Annotated in this window: 18 protein-coding genes; 2 read left to right on the top strand and 16 right to left on the bottom strand. The window is 56.1% G+C overall.

Features of this window, described 5'->3' with window-relative positions; all coding sequences use genetic code 11:
• Positions 1–9 precede the first annotated feature (9 nt).
• The 5 genes from TH3_RS17550 to deoC form a co-directional block, all read right to left on the bottom strand.
• Complete coding sequence (locus tag TH3_RS17550) at positions 10–1002, bottom strand: ABC transporter permease (protein ID WP_037987469.1); 993 nt, start codon at positions 1000–1002, stop codon at positions 10–12.
• Positions 1003–1012: 10 nt separating this feature from the next.
• A complete protein-coding gene (locus TH3_RS17545; RefSeq protein WP_007090235.1) occupies positions 1013–1990 on the bottom strand; it encodes an ABC transporter permease in 978 nt (325 codons plus the stop codon).
• An 11-nt stretch (positions 1991–2001) separates the two neighbouring features.
• Positions 2002–3504, bottom strand: a complete 1503-nt coding sequence (locus TH3_RS17540) for a sugar ABC transporter ATP-binding protein (RefSeq protein WP_007090234.1) — start codon at positions 3502–3504, stop codon at positions 2002–2004.
• Between the two features lie 86 nt (positions 3505–3590).
• Positions 3591–4637, bottom strand: coding sequence for an autoinducer 2 ABC transporter substrate-binding protein (locus TH3_RS17535; protein ID WP_007090233.1), 1047 nt, complete (start codon positions 4635–4637; stop codon positions 3591–3593).
• A gap of 136 nt (positions 4638–4773) precedes the next feature.
• On the bottom strand, positions 4774–5445 hold the full coding sequence (deoC, locus tag TH3_RS17530; RefSeq protein ID WP_007090232.1) for a deoxyribose-phosphate aldolase: 672 nt from the start codon (positions 5443–5445) through the stop codon (positions 4774–4776).
• 259 nt (positions 5446–5704) lie between these two features.
• Between deoC and TH3_RS17525 the strand changes: the two genes are divergently transcribed.
• On the top strand, positions 5705–6463 hold the full coding sequence (locus tag TH3_RS17525) for a DeoR/GlpR family DNA-binding transcription regulator (protein ID WP_007090231.1): 759 nt from the start codon (positions 5705–5707) through the stop codon (positions 6461–6463).
• Between the two features lie 18 nt (positions 6464–6481).
• Here the strand turns inward: TH3_RS17525 and TH3_RS17520 are convergent, their stop codons facing one another.
• From TH3_RS17520 to TH3_RS17475, 10 genes are all read right to left on the bottom strand, one after another.
• Positions 6482–7240 (bottom strand): tetratricopeptide repeat protein, encoded by a 759-nt coding sequence (locus TH3_RS17520; protein ID WP_007090230.1) that lies wholly within the window; start codon positions 7238–7240, stop codon positions 6482–6484.
• Between the two features lie 52 nt (positions 7241–7292).
• Positions 7293–7784 (bottom strand): cytochrome c-type biogenesis protein, encoded by a 492-nt coding sequence (locus TH3_RS17515; RefSeq protein ID WP_007090229.1) that lies wholly within the window; start codon positions 7782–7784, stop codon positions 7293–7295.
• Positions 7781–8317 (bottom strand): DsbE family thiol:disulfide interchange protein, encoded by a 537-nt coding sequence (locus TH3_RS17510; RefSeq protein WP_007090228.1) that lies wholly within the window; start codon positions 8315–8317, stop codon positions 7781–7783. The genes TH3_RS17515 and TH3_RS17510 overlap by 4 nt, the downstream gene beginning before the upstream one ends.
• Positions 8314–10380 (bottom strand): heme lyase CcmF/NrfE family subunit, encoded by a 2067-nt coding sequence (locus tag TH3_RS17505; RefSeq protein WP_007090227.1) that lies wholly within the window; start codon positions 10378–10380, stop codon positions 8314–8316. The genes TH3_RS17510 and TH3_RS17505 overlap by 4 nt, the downstream gene beginning before the upstream one ends.
• Positions 10381–10521: 141 nt before the next feature.
• Positions 10522–11010, bottom strand: coding sequence for a cytochrome c maturation protein CcmE (gene ccmE, locus TH3_RS17500; protein WP_007090226.1), 489 nt, complete (start codon positions 11008–11010; stop codon positions 10522–10524).
• Between the two features lie 31 nt (positions 11011–11041).
• Entirely contained in the window at positions 11042–11245 is a 204-nt protein-coding gene (gene ccmD / locus TH3_RS17495) for a heme exporter protein CcmD (protein WP_007090225.1), read from the bottom strand.
• Complete coding sequence (locus tag TH3_RS17490) at positions 11242–12033, bottom strand: heme ABC transporter permease (RefSeq protein ID WP_007090224.1); 792 nt, start codon at positions 12031–12033, stop codon at positions 11242–11244. The genes ccmD and TH3_RS17490 overlap by 4 nt, the downstream gene beginning before the upstream one ends.
• Before the next feature lie 49 nt (positions 12034–12082).
• Complete coding sequence (ccmB, locus tag TH3_RS17485) at positions 12083–12748, bottom strand: heme exporter protein CcmB (protein WP_007090223.1); 666 nt, start codon at positions 12746–12748, stop codon at positions 12083–12085.
• On the bottom strand, positions 12745–13467 hold the full coding sequence (gene ccmA / locus TH3_RS17480; protein WP_007090222.1) for a heme ABC exporter ATP-binding protein CcmA: 723 nt from the start codon (positions 13465–13467) through the stop codon (positions 12745–12747). The genes ccmB and ccmA overlap by 4 nt, the downstream gene beginning before the upstream one ends.
• A 179-nt stretch (positions 13468–13646) precedes the next feature.
• Positions 13647–14390: a DUF1223 domain-containing protein gene (locus TH3_RS17475; protein ID WP_007090221.1), complete on the bottom strand. Its 744-nt coding sequence runs from the start codon at positions 14388–14390 to the stop codon at positions 13647–13649.
• A 281-nt stretch (positions 14391–14671) separates the two neighbouring features.
• Here TH3_RS17475 and TH3_RS17470 point away from each other — a divergent pair, with 281 nt between their 5' ends.
• A complete protein-coding gene (locus TH3_RS17470; protein ID WP_007090220.1) occupies positions 14672–16009 on the top strand; it encodes a sodium-dependent transporter in 1338 nt (445 codons plus the stop codon).
• Between the two features lie 75 nt (positions 16010–16084).
• Here TH3_RS17470 and TH3_RS17465 read toward each other — a convergent pair whose 3' ends face one another.
• Positions 16085–18649 carry an EAL domain-containing protein gene (locus tag TH3_RS17465; protein WP_007090219.1) on the bottom strand — a complete coding sequence of 855 codons (2565 nt, stop codon included), beginning with the start codon at positions 18647–18649 and terminating at the stop codon, positions 16085–16087.
• Positions 18650–18695: the final 46 nt, after the last annotated feature.

Below are 18695 nucleotides of genomic sequence, written 5' to 3'. Positions count from 1 at the left end.
TCACCTCGTTTAACGCGAACGGTTTTTATAGGCGTTGAGCGCAATCACCAGCAGAAGGAACACGCCCCAGATAAAATCGATCAGATGGTTGGAAAACCGCAGAATCTGGAAGCCGCTTGACAGCAGCATCAGGGCCGCAACCGCGATCGACACACCGAGCACCGTGCCACGGCCACCGGCCGGGTTGGTGCCGCCCAGAACCGCAATCAGAACCGCCTGAAGCAGATAGGATGTGCCGTAATCCGACTTTGCCGCATTGGTGCGCCCCGAAAGAATGATTCCGGCGATGGACGCCATCACCCCGGTCAGCATGTAGCTGAGCAGGACCATCTTTTCGCGTTTCAGACCGGCAAACAGGGCGGCCTTCGGGTTGGTACCGATCAGCATCAGATTGATGCCAAAGGTCGTGCGGCGCAGCATGAAGGCAATCAGGCAGGCCAGAACCACGAACAGGACAAACGGCGTTGCCAGACCAAAGATCTTGCCATTGCCGATAAAGGCCCAGGCTTCGGGGAAGCCGACAATTGCCGGACCGCCGGTCATGACGATGGCAAGGCCGGTAAAGACCTGCCCGGTGCCAAGGGTGGCCAGAATGGGCGTGATTTTTAACCGGGTAATCAACAGACCGTTCAAAGCCCCAGCGACAAGCCCGGTGCCAAGGGCGACAACACCACCCAGCAGAACAATGCCAAAACCGGTATCGGCAACACCGGCGTCGGTAGCGAATTTCTTGAACATCACCCCGGCAAAGATCCCCGACAGGTTGGCAATGCCGATCACCGAAAGGTCAATGCCGCCGGTCAGCATGGCAATCATCATCGCAATCGACAGAAGGCCCAGTTCCGGGAAGGTGTAGGTGATGGATTCAAAATTGTAATAGCGCAGGAACTTGTCTGGGCTAAGGGCGGTCATGACAACAAAGATCAGGATCGTCATGGCGATCAGCTGAACGATATTGTTGTCCTTGTTCAGAAGGTTGCGGAAATCGAGTTCACGTTTCATATCGGCCCCCTCACGCATTCGCACGGCGGTCACGCCATGCCGTAATGGCGGTGGCAATTACAATGATGACGCCGACAACAACGCGCTGCCACGTCGTGTCGATCTTCATGATGATCAGGCTGTTTTTCACCATCACCAGCATGAACACACCCAGCATGGTTCCCAGAACGGAACCGCGCCCCCCAAAGATGGAAGCACCGCCCAGAACCACAGCCGCGATCACGTCCAGTTCAAGACCGACGAAATCGCGCGGGTTGGCAAGCCAGATCATGCCGCTGTGCAGGAGGCCGGCAAACCCGGCCAAGGCCCCGGCCACACAATAGATGAAGAAGGTGATCTTGCGGATGTTGAAGCCAACGCGGCTGGCGGCTTCGGGATCGCCGCCCATGGCATAAACCCCGCGGCCGATCATGGTGTAACGCAGCACAATATGCAGGGCCACGGCCAGAACGACATAGACAGCAACCATCGCGGTCAGGCCATAGGTTGTGCCATCGGGTTTGACCATGCTGATGATATCGGACTTTCCGAAATCAATCAGGGCATCGGGCATTTTGTTGATGTTGATCATGCTGGTGCCAACAACGCCCAGCAGGAACCCGCGCACCATGCTGCCCGTACCCAAGGTCACGATCAGCGGGATCATGCGGAATTTATAAACAAAGAACGCATTCAGGCAGCCAAACAGCGCCCCCATCGTCGCCGCGGCAACGAAGGGCAGGACAACACCGTCATAATTGAAATACAGCATGCCCTTGATGGTCAGATACATCGCGGCAACAGCGAATGCCGGGAACGAAACATCAATCCCGCCGGAAATCATCACCAGCAAAACGCCAAGCGCCATGATGCCGATGATCACGTTGCTGCGCAGAAGGCTGAACATGTTGTCCAGGCTCCAGAAGGCGGGGTTGACCAGCCCGATCAGGATCATGGCAAGCACAAGAATGCCCGCGATGACCACCTCTGATTTTTGAAACCAGGCCATCGAGTTTTTCCTTACGTTAAATTCTTGAGCTTGTCGCTGATCTGGTCTTCGGAGGTATCGGCAGATGCCATTTCCTCGACAAAGGCTCCGCGATGCATCAGGACAATACGGTTACAGTTATGGACCAGTTCCGGCACGTCGTCGGAAATCATCAGCACGGCCAGCCCTTCTTTTTGGGCCAGTTCGCGAATGATCCGGTGAATTTCCGCCTTCGATCCGACATCCACCCCGACGGTCGGGCCGTTCAGGATCAGGAATTTGGCATTGGTCAGAAGCCAGCGGGCAATCACCACACGTTGCTGGTTGCCGCCCGACAGTTCCTTGACCAGCTTTTTGCCGGTGGGGGTTGCTATCTGCATGTCGCGGATCATGGTTTCAACCCATTCTTCGGCCTTGTTATGATCAATCAGCAGGCCGGGGGCCAGTTTTTCGTAACTGGTCGCAAGCATATTGCGATCAATGCCCTGGGTTAGAAACAGTCCTTCGCTGAGACGGTCTTCCGGAACATAGGCAACCCCGGCCCTGATCGCCTTTTGCGGCGTATCAAGTACGGTTTGCGTGCCGTTGATCGAAATGGTGCCGCTGTAACCGGGCATCATGCCAAACAGGGACAGGGCAAGTTCGGTGCGACCCGATCCAAGCAGGCCGGAAACACCGACAATTTCGCCCGGTTTGATCGCGAGGTTGATATTGTCGAGATCGTTTCCGTGGGTCAGGTTTTTGGTTTCAATGCGCGGCGGCATCGAACCATATTTCTGCTGGTCCCAGATATAGGGTTCGGAAATGATATCAGACCCGGTCATGTGACGGGTGATCAGGGCTTCGTCAAAATCGCCGGTCGGGCCGTCGGCCACTTTCTGGCCGTTACGGATGACGGTGATATGTTCGCTGATTTCCAGCATTTCGCGCATTTTGTGACTGACAAACAAAATGGCAATCCCGCGCGACTGGATATCCTTGACGATGCGAAAAAGCGTTTCGATTTCCTTGCCGGTCAGGGCGGTTGTCGGTTCGTCCATGATGATCAGACGGGCATCTGACATCAGCGCACGGGCAATCGCGACAAGCTGTTTGCCCGCCGTGGACAGTTTTTCGACATCGGTATCAAGGTCAAGATCAACCCCGAGACGTTTGACCGCTTCCTTGGCAATCTCGCGGACCTTGCGCCAGTTCAGAACCTGACGCTGTTCGCGAAGCTGCACATTCATGGCAAGGTTTTCGGCCACGGTCAGGTTCCCGAACAGGGAGAAGTCCTGATAGATCACCTGAACCCCATGTTCGATGGAGGCCATGGGAGACAGGCTTTCAACCTTGTTGCCATCAATGTAAATCTCGCCGGCATTTGGCTGATATACACCGGACATGATCTTGATCAGGGTCGATTTGCCCGAACCGTTTTCACCGGCAAGACAGTGGATTTCGCCTTTTCGGATCGTCAGCGAAAGATCCTTAAGCGCAACAACGCCGGCAAATTCTTTCCGGACGTTTCGCAATTCAATGAAATTTTCAGACATGACAAGCCCGTCAACGTGAAACAAAGGGCCTGATCTCATAATAAAATGAAGGCGTCCTTAATGGACGCCTTCACCAAAGGATGAAATCAGAAGTTATACTTGTCCATGTTTTCCTTGGTCACACCGACCCAGCCCTGGCCATAAACCAGGTTGGCATTGCTGCCTTCCGGGGTGCTGAGGTTGGTGTAACCCGGAAGGCCAAGGTCGAGACCAGCCTTGATCTGGTCGCCTTTGCCGTCGAGCGCCATAATGGCCAGCATGTTCATGGCATAGCCAGCAACCGCCGGATCCCAGAACTGGATGTATTCGATGTCGCCATTTGCCAGATATTCACCGGCAACCGACACCAGACCGGTCCCTGCGAAGTGCAGTTTACCCTGAAGACCGCGTTCGGCGATCAGACGACCGGCACCTGCTGAGGTCGGCATCGGGCCGCCAACGATACCCTGAAGGTCCGGGTAGGTGGTCAGGGTTTCTTTGAGTTTGGTGTAGTCGGTGTTGGCGTCGTCATAGGTTTCGAGACGCTCGGTCGCCAGTTCCATGTCCGGGAAATGTTCTTTCTGGTATTCGACGGCACCGTCGATCCATTCATTCTGGGATTTGGAGGTCAGGCTGCCGACGGTGGCGGCATATTTGCCCTTGCCACCCATGGAGGTCCCGAGGACTTCCATCAGCTTCGCGCCATATGCCTTGTTATCAAACGCTTCGAGGATGTAGTCGGCGTTTTTCAGGTTTGATGCTTCGTGGGCGATCACGATGATACCGCGGTCACGGGCCTTTTTCAGAACCGGTTCGACGGCTTCGACCGAGAACGGCACGATGTTGATGGCATCAACGCCCTGTGCGATCAGGTTTTCAATCAGCTGCACCTGTGCGGCAGCGTCCGCGGCACTCGGTCCGACCATCCAGGTATCGTGACCGGTGTCTGCGCCGAACTGTTCGACACCTTCGCGCATACGGTCAAACCATGCGATGCCGTCAACCTTGACCACGGTGGCGATGGAATATTCCTTGCCGGTGGTTTCGGATGTGAATTTCGAAATGATGTCCGGCGTTTTGACCGCTTCGTCTGCGTGGGCCGCACCTGCAAGCAGGGAACCGGCGACGACAAGCGATGAAAGAAGCTTGTTCATTGTTACCTCCAAATTGAAATCGTTTTTATAGCTGGCAGTTTTCTGCGTCTTATTGGCATGAAAGCCAAGGCTTTTCATGCGGTTCGTTCCGAAAACAGCAATTTTCCGGTGGCCGGGATGCGGCCACCGGCACCGTTTACTGACCGATAATCTTAATGCTGGCGCTGGCACCGATGCGCGATGCCCCGGCTGCAATCATCTTGAATGCGTCTTCGGTGGTGCGAACCCCGCCCGACGCCTTGACCCCGATATCCGGGCCAACGGTTTTGCGCATCAGGGCGATGTCTTCGGCAGTGGCACCACCGCCGGCGAAACCGGTCGAGGTTTTGACGAAATCGGCACCGGCCTGTTTGGACAGTTCGCAGGCAAGGACTTTCTGTTCGTCGGTGAGCAGGGCTGTTTCGATGATGACCTTGAGGGTGGCATCGCCGCAGGCTTCTTTTACCGCGGCAATATCGGCGCGAACGGCATCGGTATCGCCAGCCTTGAGCAGGCCAAGTGCTATGACCATATCGACTTCGCGGGCACCCTGTTCAACCACCCAGCGGGTTTCGGAAACCTTGGCGGAAACCGGATCGGCCCCGAACGGGAAACACACCACCGAGCATGCCAGAACATTGGTATCGGCCAGTTCGCGCACGACCAGCGGGATATAGATCGGATTAACACAGACCGCCTTGAAAGCGTGTTTTCGCGCATCGGCGCACAGCGAGACAATCTGATCGGGGGTGGCATCGGCCGCCAGAAGGGTGTGATCAATATAAGCGGCAAGATCGCCTGCAACGGCGGGAAGTGGAGCATTCGACATGTAACGTTTCCCTCGACGATAACGGGTTGCTATCGCCGTTTTGTTAAATTTTTAACATTTATTGAAATGATCCTGTCATCGGGTTAACATCCGGTCAAGCCAAAAACATATCAGAACAGAACTTGATTGAGTTGCTGCCCGTCTCGCTATAATCAGGGGTTTTAGGATGAAATTTATGGTTGTGCTGAGCGGTTGCCGACATCATTTCAGGTGTGTCTGCGGCCTGTCAGCCAGTATATCGGCAGTGAACGGAGTCTGAATGTCGATCAAATCGCAGGACCGGATAGAAGCCCTGACCCGCAATCTGGAGGTCAGCAATGTCATTCGGTTGAAAGATGCCGCCGATCTGCTGGGCGTTTCGGAAATGACGGTCCGCCGTGATGTCGCCAATTGTGAAAATATTTTCACATATATGGGGGGGTACATCACGCTCAAGTCGCCAGCAGCCGGTGGCCTTGGATACATCTTGGACCGTGAACGCGGTTCGCATACCGATCTCAAACGCACAGCCTGTCAGATTGCCGCGCGTTATGTCAAACCGGGCGATACCATATTTCTTGATTGCGGGACGACCATTCCCTATCTCGCCAATGCGTTACCAGAAAATCGGGATATCACGGCGATCTGCTATTCGATCAATGTTGCCGAAATCCTGTGCAAAAAGCCGGGCCTTCGGGTCATCATGCTGGGCGGGATGTATCACGCGTCTTCGGCATCCTTTGCCGATAGCAACAGCGTGAATGCCATTCTGAACCTGAATATCAATACCGCCTTCATGTCGGCGGGCGGGGTCAATATCAGCCGGGGTGTCAGTTGTTCCAACCCCCATGAGGTTGATATCAAACAGGCGGTTCTTGAGACCGCGGCCAACAAGATCCTTGTTGTCGATTCAACAAAGTTCAATGTCATCAAGCCGATGCTTTTTGCCAAGCTGGAGCAGTTCGACATGATCTGTACCGATCCGAAATGTGATCCGGAACTGGCAACCAAAACCGGTTGTCCCCTGATTACGCAATAGCGAAGGGCACAAAACGCTTTAGTTCGGTTCGGCCTGTGTTGCGTCGGCGATTTCTGCGTTCAGCAATTGTATTTCCGCCTCGGTCGCACCGCTGAGCGGGTCGTCCTTTGGAATGTCACGATAGAGATCGGTAAAGACATTCAGGGCCTGCTGATACTTGTCCTGCTGTTTGAGCATCATGCCATAGTAATAGCGGCTGAGCTGATGGTTGGGCATCTGGCCAAGCGCATGCAGGATCAGATCGCGGGACACCTTGTCAATCTGGCCTTGTTGGGCGGTAATGCGTGTATCGGCATATTCGATGGCGAGTAACGGATTATGACCGGAAAGCGCATAGGCACGCGCAAAGGCGGCAACCGCCCGCTCGATATCGCCCAGACGCAATGACCCACGCGCCAGAACGACCCAGCCCTGCAAATTGCGGGGATTGGCTTCAAGCGACAGGACGATCTGGCTGAGCAGACGGCGGATCTGCTGATCGGTCTGAAAGTCGGGATCAGTCACATCGTTTGCCGCGGCCGCAGCGGCGGCAAGATTGCGTTCCCCCGCCCGTTCGGAATAGGGGCGCGACGGAATTTGTGGCATGCCGATCGCGCTATACAAAATAACTGCGGCAATCATGGGCAGGGTTGAAAAGCCGATCCGCGCCATCGGGCCAAAGGCGCGGCGGGCATCGGGTGTATTGTGGTTATCCACCCCCGCAGGCCGACGCGGCAGGCTGGCATAGATCGCAAGCCCGCCAAACGCGGCAAGTATGACAAGGCCAAGCCAGATCAAAAGGAACCTCGCGACGGGAGAATACTATATGCGGGGCGGCCAAACTGCATCGTTACGAGCGATCCTGTGACGTGCCAAGGATTTCATCAAGCCGCTTCTGTTCCTGATTGGAAAGCGATTTCGGGCCCGCACCGTCTTCGCGCTGTTTGCGGCGGTAAAAGGCGATCACCGCAATCAGGGCCAGAAATGCCAGAACGGCGGGGCTGATCCACAGGATGTAGGTTTCGGGTTTCAGCGGCGGGTTCAGCAGAACATAATCGCCATAGCGTTCGACGATGTAATCAACGACTTCTTCGTTGGTGTCGCCAGCAACCAGACGTTCACGCACCAGAATGCGCAGATCACGGGCCAGATCGGCATCGGAATCGTCAATCGACTGGTTTTGACAGACCAGACAGCGCAAGCCCTGACTGATGTCGCGCGCGCGTTCTTCAAGCTTGGGATTGGACAGCATCTCGTCAGGATTGACCGCAAAAGCCGGTGCCGTATGCAGGCCCAGCAGAATGACAAAGGCCGCGAACAGTGAATAATTTCGACGGATCATCCTTTTAACTCCGCAATCTTTGGCAGTAAGACTTCTTCAAGAACCTGATTTGAGATGGGCCCGACATGTTTGTACCGGATCTGACCGGTGCCATCGATAATAAAGGTTTCCGGCACACCATAGACCCCGAAATCAATACCGGTCCGCCCGGATAAATCCATCCCGACCGCTGCATAGGGATCGCCAAGTTCATCAAGCCAGTTGACACCGTCCTGCGGGTCTTTTTCCTTGTAGTTCAGGCCATAAACCGGAACGTCAGCCTCACGCGCGAGGCGCTTGATGAGCGGATGTTCCGCACGACATGGAATGCACCAGCTGGCGAACACGTTCAGAACCGACACCTCGCCCTTTGAAATATCGGCGCGTGACAATCCGCGGTCACGGCCTGGCAATGGGGGCAACTGGAAATCGGGGGCCGGTTTACCCAGCAAGGCCGACGGCACAACAGATGTATCTTTACCAATATTCGTCAGAAAGACACCGGCAAGAGCAGCAAAGAGTACCAGCGGGATGACTGCGATCCAGAATCTCATGAAGCGGGAACTCCGTTTTTCTTATAGCGCAGGACAATGCGCGTACAGATACTGATGGCACCGCCGATCAGCATCAGTAACATTCCGCCCCAAACCCAGGGCATCATTGGCAGGAACCGGACGGTCACGACACGCCCGCCATCTTCGGCCCGTTCGCCGACGGAAACATGCAAATCCCCATCGCGTCCATGCCAGATATCGGCTTCCTTGGTTTCGATGCCGCGGATCGGATAATAGCGGACTTCGGGGAACAGTTCGGCGACGGGCTGGGCGTTGCGATAGATGATGAAGGTCGCCTTGCGGGTGGCGAAGTTTTCACCGGGCAGCAGCGCCACACCTTCGTATTGCAGGTTATAGGGGCCGATCTGAATACTTTGTCCGGTGCGCGCCGAAAGCGATATCTGCTGTTCCCAGATGGCACTGGCCGATCCCCCGGCGATCAGGATGGCGATCCCGATATGGGCAAAGGTCATGCTGAGATAGCGCGGACCAAGAAGCTGCAGATTGCGGTATTTGCCTTCGCCGTGGTCGGGTTGACGCCACAGGCGTTCCCAAAGATCACCAAGGGCAGCGGTAAAGACCCAGGCCGCAAGACCGATCCCGAGCAATGGCAGGGGAGACGCATCGATAAAGCGCATCCAGACAAACAGGATCACGATCAGCGACATCATGGCGGCCAGCTTCATCCGCCGCCCGATCTGCCATGTTTCGTCCTTGCGCCAGCGCAGCGTCGGGGCAAAGCCCATCAGAAACAGAAGTGGCAAACCGATGGGGATCAGGGCCTGAACAAAGAACGGTGGGCCAACCGTTATGATATCGCCGCCCAGCCAGCGCAGGAACAGCGGATAAATGGTGCCGATCAGAACGGTGGCCGCCGCAACCGAGAGCATCACACTGTTGAGGAACATGCCGCTTTCGCGCGATACCAGCGAGAAGTCCTTGTCATCGATCATGTCGGTCGCGCACCGCCAGAACATGAAATAGGCCCCGCCAAACAGAACGCAGAAGGCAACCAGAAGGGCAACAGCGTCGCCGCTGCTGAGCAGGGCGGTTGGCAACGGACCCAATAGATCGGAGCGTACGAGGAATGTCCCGAACCAGCCCGCAGCAAAGGCCGATAGCGCCAAAAGAGCCGTCCAGGGTTTCAGGGTTTCGGTTTTTTCAAGAACAGCCCGACAATGCAGGAATGCCGTGGTCAACAGCCAGGGCAGCAATAATGCATTTTCGGATGTATCCCAGTACCACCAGTTGCCCCATGCCTGTTCGGTATAAGCACGGTAGGCGTTGATGGCGATGGCACCGCCCAGCAATGTCCAGGAAACCATCGTCCACGGGCGTAGTTGTTCCGACCATGCACGGTCAAGCTTCGCACCCGGCAGTGCGGCAAAGGTCACCGCGAAAATCACCGATAATCCGGCAAGACCGGCATACAGGATCGGCCCGCGTGCCATACCGGCAAGGTCCTGCAATTCCGGATCAAGACCGTTGCCGTCAAGCGGTGCGATGCCCGACCGGATAAACGGATCGGCATCAATGATTGTTACCGCCGCCAGAAGGGCGACAATGATGCCAAGGATACCAAGGGCGACACGATCCTGTTCGGTAACGCCGCGCGCAATGCTTTGCAGGACGTATATCAGTGTCGCCAGTGTGCTGGTCGCAACCCAGAACAGCATGGCGCCGCTATCGGAGATGACGGAGGCACCGATACGGTAAATCATCGGGGTAGATGAATGACTGTAATCGGCCACCACGGGCAGGGTAAAATCACTGACAATAAAGGAATGGATCAGGGCGGCTTCGGCAATGATTGCCAGAACGCACATGGCAAAGGGCAGGGGCCAGACACCGACACCGACATTTTCGGAAGTCCGGATATTGCCGGTCAGTCCATCTGGCAAGGTTCCGCCAGCAATTGCCGGTGTCATTGTCGTTGTCGGGGCCGTTGTCGGGCCGAGCGCGCGATAGCTTGCGCGAAACAGGGCCGGACAGAACAGGACGGCCTGACAGGTTCCCAATGCAAGAATCAGGATAAGGGCAAAATGTCCAAACTCTGCGATCATGCGTTCTTCAGATTTCCCCGATATGTGGTGTTCACCAAACGAACACCACTCAGCCCCTGCTGTCAAACAGCAAGGCATCCACCCAGTTTAATGCCGCTTTGATGGCTTCAATATGAGGTTTTTATGATGGCAGAATGTGGCTTAATTACGCATCTCTTCGGCGTTGCGGGCTTCGATTTCTTCCCAATAACCGCTTTTTTTCAATGAGTCAGCGACCTCGGGCGGCATGTAGTTTTCATCATGCTTGGCCAGAACTTCGGATGCGATGAACTGGCCCTCGGAACCCATATGGCCCTCGGCGACGACGCCTTGGCCTTCGCGGAACAGGTCGGGAAGGATGCCGGTATAGGAAATGGTGACCGCATTTGCCATGTCGGTGACGATAAAGGTGACGGTTTCACCGCCGCCGAGTTTTTTAAGCGATCCTTCTTCGACGAGGCCGCCGACGCGCAGGCGCTGATCGGGATCAATCGGCGATTTTTCGGCGATTTCGGTCGGGCTGAAGAAGAACACAACCGAATCTTCAAATGCCGTAAGGGCCAAGGCAGCCGCCGCCCCGACCGCCAGAAGGGCAGCCATGACGATATACATGCGTTGACGTTTGCGGGATTTGGCACGCGAAAGAGACACTTTGATATTCTCCGCTCAGGAAGGCTTGGGCTCAGGAAGTCGGGGACTGGTCTGTTGTGCGGGCACGTCTGGGACGGCGAGCTTTCAGAACAGTTTCAAGCTGATCAAGTTCGGTCTGGCTCTGACGAAGGCCACGCAGGGTCATGATCAGAAGAATGATCATCGCAAGGGCTGCGATACCGTAACTGGCCCAGATATAGCTGCCATAGCCGCCCATTGAGAAGAATTCGTTCATTTGCTGGCTCCGGCGTTGTGACCCTGATCATAGGCGAGTTCGTCATGATCGCCGCTGGCAACGGGGCGTTCGTCAAACAGGCCGCTGAGTTGAAGCGCACGGATGCGCCGCTGGTTGAGTTCAAGGCGAACGCGCAGCACCAGAACGATGAAATAATAACCGGTGAAGGCAAAGGCCATGATCAGAAGCGGGGCGAGCATGCTGGGATCGATGCTGGGCCCGCCCATGCGGGCAACCGATGCCGGTTGATGCAGGGTATTCCACCAGTCGACGGAAAATTTGACGATCGGCACATTGATCGCGCCGACCAGTGCCAGGGCCGATCCGGCCTTTGATCCGCGTTCGGGATCGTCAAAGGCATTCACAAGCGCGATATAGCCAAGATAGAGGAACAGCAGGATCAGCATTGATGTCAGACGCGCATCCCACACCCACCATGTTCCCCACATCGGTTCGCCCCAAAGCGACCCGGTAATAAGCGTAAGGGCGGTGAATGTTGCGCCAACCGGTGCGGTGGCGCGCGCGCAGATATCGGCAAGCGGATGTTTCCAGATCAGGCTCATGGCCCCGCAAAGAGCCATGCCGACATAACAGAACAGGCCCATCCATGCCGCGGGCACGTGGATATACATGATGCGGACGGTGTTGCCCTGCTGATAGTCAACCGGCGATCCGATCAGGGCCAGATAAAGCCCGGTGGCGGTCAGAATGACGGTCAGCGCGACCACCCAGGGCATCATGGCCCCGGTCAGTTTCAGAAACACGCTTGGTTTGGCGAAACGATGCATTTTCTCTCGTCCGTTTGCGGCGATGCCGCCGAAGGTCGTCTGTTTTAAGTTATTCCACGGCCTGCCGGATGGCGTGGGCCGTGGCAAACGGGGCAGCAGCCAAAGACAGTAACAGGATCGCCCCCATGATCTGTAACTGTGCCTGGGCGGAAATGCCAAGCAATGCGGCCTCGACCGCACCGGCACCGAAAATCAGTACCGGTATATATAGTGGCAGGACCAGCAATGACACCAGCACACCGCCGCGTCGTGCTCCCAAAATCAGTGCCGCACCAATCGCCCCGATCAGGCTGAGTGCCGGTGTGCCGATCAGCATGGCGATCATCAGGGTGCCAAAGCCATCCTGATCCATATTGAGCATCACGGCCATCACGGGTGCCGCAATAATCAGCGGCAGGCCGGTCGTCAGCCAATGGGCGCACACCTTGCCCAGAACCAGCAATTCCAGCGGTGCAGGCGACAGGGTCAGCAATTCCAGCGTGCCATCCTCGTAATCGGTCTGAAAGACACGTTCGAGTGACAGCATGGCCGCCAGCAGGGCCGAGACCCAGATCACACCCGATGCAATGCGCGCCAGAATATTGGCTTCGGGGCCGACACCAAACGGAAACAGGGTGGTGGTTACGATAAAGAAGGCAACCACCATCACGGAATCCGCGCCCTGACGCAGGGCCAATCGCAAATCACGACGCAGGATGGCGACAAAGGCATTCATATCGCGGCCTCCGTCGTTCTGCCTTGATCCATGTCGAGTGAGAGATGCTGGTTGGCATCTTCATCATCATGTTCGATCAGCCATTCCATCATCGGGATGGCAAACGGATCAAGATCAAGGATGATCGGTGCCGCGATATCCAGATCGACATGGGTGGAATAAATCACGATGCCGCCTTTGGCCCGGAATTCGGCGATCAGACGCGCCAGTTCGGCACAGCTTTCGCGATCAAGGCCAACGGTCGGCTCGTCGAGCAGCCAAAGGTCGCTTTGACCCAGCAGGATACGGGCAAGGGCGGTGCGGCGTTTTTGACCACTTGAAAGATATCGCCCGGCGGTTTTGCCAAGGTGATGAATATCAAGGGCGCGAAGCGCCTGATCGATTTCGGCATCAATATCGGAAATACCGCGCAGTTCGGCCCACAGGCGCAGATTATCGCGAACGGTCAGGACCGGTTTGATCGCGTCCTGATGACCAAGGTAATGCAGGCGCGCGCGATGGCCGATTTTATCATCGGCGATATCGTCACCCTGCCAGCGGATGGTGCCGCGGCGCGGGGCCATGAGGCCCGCCATCAGGCGCAAAAGGCTTGATTTTCCTGCACCATTGCGACCGCGCAGCATCACGGCATCGCCGGTATTGGCGCTAAAGGAAAGATCGCCAAAGACCAGACGTTCGCCACGCAGACAGGTCAGATCAGAACCGGTAAAAACTGTCATCTAACTCGTTTGACTGTCGGAATTCGTGCCGGATGCGCTTTTTCTATACCGCGCCCGACGTCATTAATCATGCTTTATCCGACATTGGATGTGATGACATTGTTTCAAATCAATCCAAAAAGACGCGAAACGCCGCAGCGATCAAAAATCGGCTGCGGCGCGGGCAAAGCGATAGCAGATCAGAAGCGGATGACCGAGGCACTTCGAACCGGGCCGCCGCGGCCTTCCTGAACAAGGACCGCGACACCGCCGTCGCAAGGCTGGTTCAGGGCGAAATCAAGTTCGCGCTGCATGCCGTCCCACTGCCCAAGATCGATCATTTCGCGCACGACATTGGCATGAACCAGACGCCGTCCGGCATTTTCGCCAGACCGGACGTCGCGTGCCTGTTCGCGATCAAACCCGATCAGCCAAAGCTGATAGGACTGCCCGGCAGGTGGGGTATTGAGCATGCCGAGCTTTAATTTGCCACTGGCGGGGCTGGTTTGATTATCCGATAGCAGGGCCAGTTCCGCCCATTCCCGAAGCGGGGTCGTTTCATTGCTGGTGGTGACGATTCGGCCTTTTTCGGTGGCGCGAACGACCTGATCGCCATTGATCACGACCTGCGGGGTGTAGACATAGCGTTCACGCATGCGACCAGCATATTCGCGTTGCCGTTCGGTATTGGCCGCACTGGAAAACGGATCTTCCCAGCCCAGATAGTTCCAGTAATCGACATGAAACGACAGGGCAAGAAGGTCACCATGTTCCTGATTTAATTCGTAAAGAACACGATCCGCCGGAGGGCAGGAATTGCATCCTTCGGATGTGTAAAGCTCGATCACGGCGCGGGGTGACGTGGACTCGCCAGCATGTGCCAGCGATAAACCACCCATGAACGCGGTTCCAAGCATGAAGATAATGGGGCGAAGCTGTTTCATGGATGGATGATGCCCCAAAATGCCTATCAACCACCAATCACAAGGCGTTGAAAGGTCCGTTTGCGCCAAAACGACCGATTTTTGCGCAAAACACGGCAATTTAGACAGGAGATTTCGGGAGATCGGTGTTATTAGCTCCGGTCAATTCCGAAAGGAGGCAAAAGGTCTTCACGGAATGCGTGAGGTGAAATCACCTTTGCGTTTATAGAGAAAAATGAGGAACCGGCACTGCGGCGGGAGCGACTTACCGCGGATGCCAGTCCAAGAAAGGTTTGCAGGCAATGATTAAACGAGAGCATTGGGGGTCACGCCTCGGCTTTATCCTGGCGGCTGCCGGGTCGGCGGTGGGGCTGGGCAACATCTGGAAGTTTCCCTATATGGCGGGCGAGAATGGCGGTGGTGCCTTCTTGCTGATTTATCTGGCGCTGGTTTTCACCATTGGCCTGTCGGTCATGCTGGCTGAAATGGTCATTGGCCGGATGACGGCAAAGAACGCCATTGGCGCGTTTGCAAAGCTCAAGGGCGGTGCATGGCCGCTTGTGGGGCTTTGTGGTGTTGCGGCTGCCTTTATCATCCTGTCATTTTACAGTGTCGTCGCTGGCTGGACGATTTCCTATATGGTCAAATCGATCACCGGGGCGCTGGCGATTGAAGACCCGGCCGCATTGGGCAGCATCTTTGGCGGGTTCATTGCCGATCCGGTTTCGCCGCTGATCTATCATGCGATCTTCATGGCGTTGACGGTTTTTGTCGTCCTGGCGGGTGTTGGTTCGGGTATTGAACGTGCGTCAAAGATTTTGATGCCGGCCCTGTTTGCGTTGTTGCTGGTGCTGATCGTGCGTTCCGTGACCCTGCCAGGTGCGGGCGAAGGCATTGCCTTCCTGCTGTCGCCGGACTTTTCCAAAGTGACATGGGCAACGGTATCGGAAGCGCTTTCGCAGGCGTTCTTCTCGCTCTCGCTTGGGATGGGGGCGATGATTACCTATGGCTCGTATCTGAGCAAAAAGGAAAATATCGCCAGTTCGGCCGGTTGGGTGACGCTGCTTGATACGTCGGTTGCGGTCATGGCCGGTCTTTTGATCCTGCCAGCCGTGTTTGCATTCGGCTTTGATCCAAGTGCCGGTCCGGGGCTGACCTTTATTACGTTGCCAGCGGTGTTTGCGCATATGCCGATGGGGTCGATCTTTGCGTTCATGTTCTTCCTGTTGCTGGGTATTGCGGCATTGACGTCGGCGGTTTCGATCCTTGAGGTGGTTGTTGCCTATTTCGTTGATGACCGTGGCATCAGCCGCAAATGGGCATCGATCACGGTGGGGGTGATCATCTTCCTGCTGGGGATTCCGTCCTCGCTGTCGATGGGGCTTATGGGCGAGTTCAAGATCTTTGGCCTCGGCTTCTTTGATCTGATGGATTATGTCAGCTCGAAATTGCTGCTGCCGATTGGTGGCCTGTTCATCTCGCTGTTTGTTGGCTGGGTTGTCTGGGGCAAGGCCAAGGAAGATATTGCCGCCCATAATGGCGTGGTGCCGTTCTGGATCAATGGCTGGGGCATTATCGTGAAGTTCATCGCACCGCTTGCGATTGCCTTCATTCTGCTGAAGGGACTTGGCGTGCTTTAGGCCGCTTTTTTCACAGCAGAAGACATGCGAAGGGCGGGGAATTTCCCCGCCCTTTTTGCTGGGGATCAAACCGGATCAGGAGGCTTCGGCCGGTCTTTGCTGAGACAGGGTGAGGATTTCATCCGCACACATCGGTTTGCCCAGAAGGTATCCCTGTATGTAATCGCATCCGGCATCGCGCAGCAGTTTGAGCTGCGCGTTGGTTTCGACACCTTCGGCGACGCATTTTTTGTGCAGGTTCTGCGCCATATTCAGGATGGTGATCGCAAGCGCACTGCCTTCGCGTCCCTGATTGATGTCGTCGACAAAACTGCGATCCATCTTGATCGTGTCAAACGGCAGCTTGCGCAGGTAGCTGAGACTGGAAAAACCGGTGCCAAAATCATCGAGTGCGATTTTGACACCCAGATCGCGAATGCGCTGCATGTTGGCGCGCATTTCTTCGATATTCTGCATGAACAGGCTTTCGGTGATTTCGATTTCCAGCCGGTCTGCCGCCATGCCCTTTTCGACCAGAATGGTTCTGATCTGTTCGGCAAGATCAATGGTGCCATAGAATTGCTGGACCGAGACATTCACCGCCATCGTGACGTTGTGCAGGCCCTTTTCACGCCATGCGACCGCCTGACGGCAGGCGTGGCGCAATACCCAGCGCCCCAGTTCGCCGATCACGCCCATTTCCTCGGCTACCGGAACAAAGACCGAGGGGGGGATCGCCCCCCGTTGCGGGTGGTTCCAGCGCAAAAGGGCTTCGACCCCGTGCAGGTTGCCGGTGCGGGCTTCGAATTGCGGTTGATAGACCAGATGAAATTCATCGCGATCCAGCGCCTGACGCAGGGCACTTTCAAGGGCAAGGTCGGCATCGCTGCGTGAATGACTGGCGCGGTTATAGCGGCTGAAGCGGTTTCGTCCTTGTTCCTTGGAATGCATCATCGCAATTTCGGCATTGCGCAAAAGATTGGCGGTATCGTTGGCGTCGTGCGGGAAGGATGCGATGCCGATGCTGGCCGAAATATAGATTTCCTGTCCCTTGCTGGTCAGGTGCGGTTGGTTTAACGCTTTTAAAAGATCATCGGCCAGTGCGGCATCATCATCGGCGGAAGTCCCCCCCGAAAGCAGAATGGCATATTCATCCGCACCAACACGCGCCAGAACACCCCCCTGATCCAGACGGCGATGCAGGCGACGCGCAACTTCGACCAGAACGTCGTCACCGTCACTGTGTCCCAGTGTGTTGTTCACCCGCTGGAAGTTATCGATATCGAGCAGCAGGATCGTCAGGCGGGTTCCCTTGCGGCGGGACTCGCCGATGCCGTGGGCCAGCAGTTCAAGGAACCGGCGGCGATTGGGATAGCCGGTCAGTTCGTCAATATGGGCAAGCCGCAGAATGTCTTCGCGGTTTTTCTTGCGTTCGCTGATGTCGGTAAAGATCGAGGCATACTGGCTGATCTGGCCATCGGCATCACGGATCGCGATGATCGACAGCCATTCGGGATAAATTTCGCCGGATTTGCGGCGGTTCCAGATTTCGCCTTCCCATTTGCCGTGCTGTTGAATATCGCGCCACATCGAGGTGTAAAATTCGCGAGACTGACGACCCGATTGCAGGATATTGGGGTTTTTGCCGATCACGTCCGATGCGTTGTAACCCGTGACCCGGGTGAAGGCCGGATTGACCAGTTCGATCGTGCCATCGGCGGCACAGACCATGATCCCGTCAGGTGATGTTTCGATGATCTTGTCTGCCAGAAACAGCGACCGGCGCGCCTTGGTCAGTTCGACATCGCGGCCTTCCATCACGGACCTGAGATGGGCGAAGTAATCCTGTTCGATGAATTCCAGCAGATCGGCGAATGACAGAACACCGATGACATTGCCGGTTTCATCAATCACCGCAAGATGGCGGATATGTTGGGCCAGCATCGTGTCGCGGGCGTTGTTCAGGCTGGACTTGGCGGAAATGACACGCAGCGGGCGGCTGGCAATTTCGATGGCCGGTGTTGCGTGATCGCCATTGGCAAGATTGCGCAGGATATCGCGTTCGGTAATGATCCCGGTGTGATCAAGTATCGAAACCGGGTCGGTCGCGACCGACGGATCATAGACAATCGCACAATCGCATTTGGCATCATGCATGCGCGCGCGCAGTTCCGACATCGGGATATCGCCATCGACAAAGATTGTCGTGCGGCGGATGGCGGCCCCGACATCCCCATCGCCCAGTTTGCGCCAACTGCCCTGTTGGCGGATCAGGTCAGACTGGCTGATGATTCCGGCAAGGCGGTTTTCCGCGTCCACGCTGACCAGATGACGGACATGGCGTTCGCGCATACGGATGATGGCGGCTTCGGGCGTGGCATGGACCGATATGCTGTGAACCGGGGCCGACATCCATTTCGATATCGGCTCGTTCAGGGTGGCTTCGCAGTCGGCGGGCAGGGACAGGCAATCCTTTTCCGTCCAGATTCCGATCGGCAGGTGATCCTGTGTCACGATGATGGAGCTGCAATTGGCTTCGCGCATCATGTCGATGGCCTGACCAATCGCGGTTTCCGGCCCGCAACGCAACACGATGCCGGGGGAAATCGTACCTACGGTCAGGTGGGTGGTATTGCCATCGGCAAAACTGGGGCGCGTCATGATAACCTGTTGCTGTCCAAATCCTGTCAGGTGCCCGGTTTGCGGG

This window comes from Thalassospira xiamenensis M-5 = DSM 17429 (assembly GCF_000300235.2).
In the GTDB taxonomy this organism is placed as follows: domain Bacteria; phylum Pseudomonadota; class Alphaproteobacteria; order Rhodospirillales; family Thalassospiraceae; genus Thalassospira; species Thalassospira xiamenensis.
Note: the sequence above shows the minus strand (reverse complement) of the source record. Positions and strands in the feature narration are given on the sequence as shown.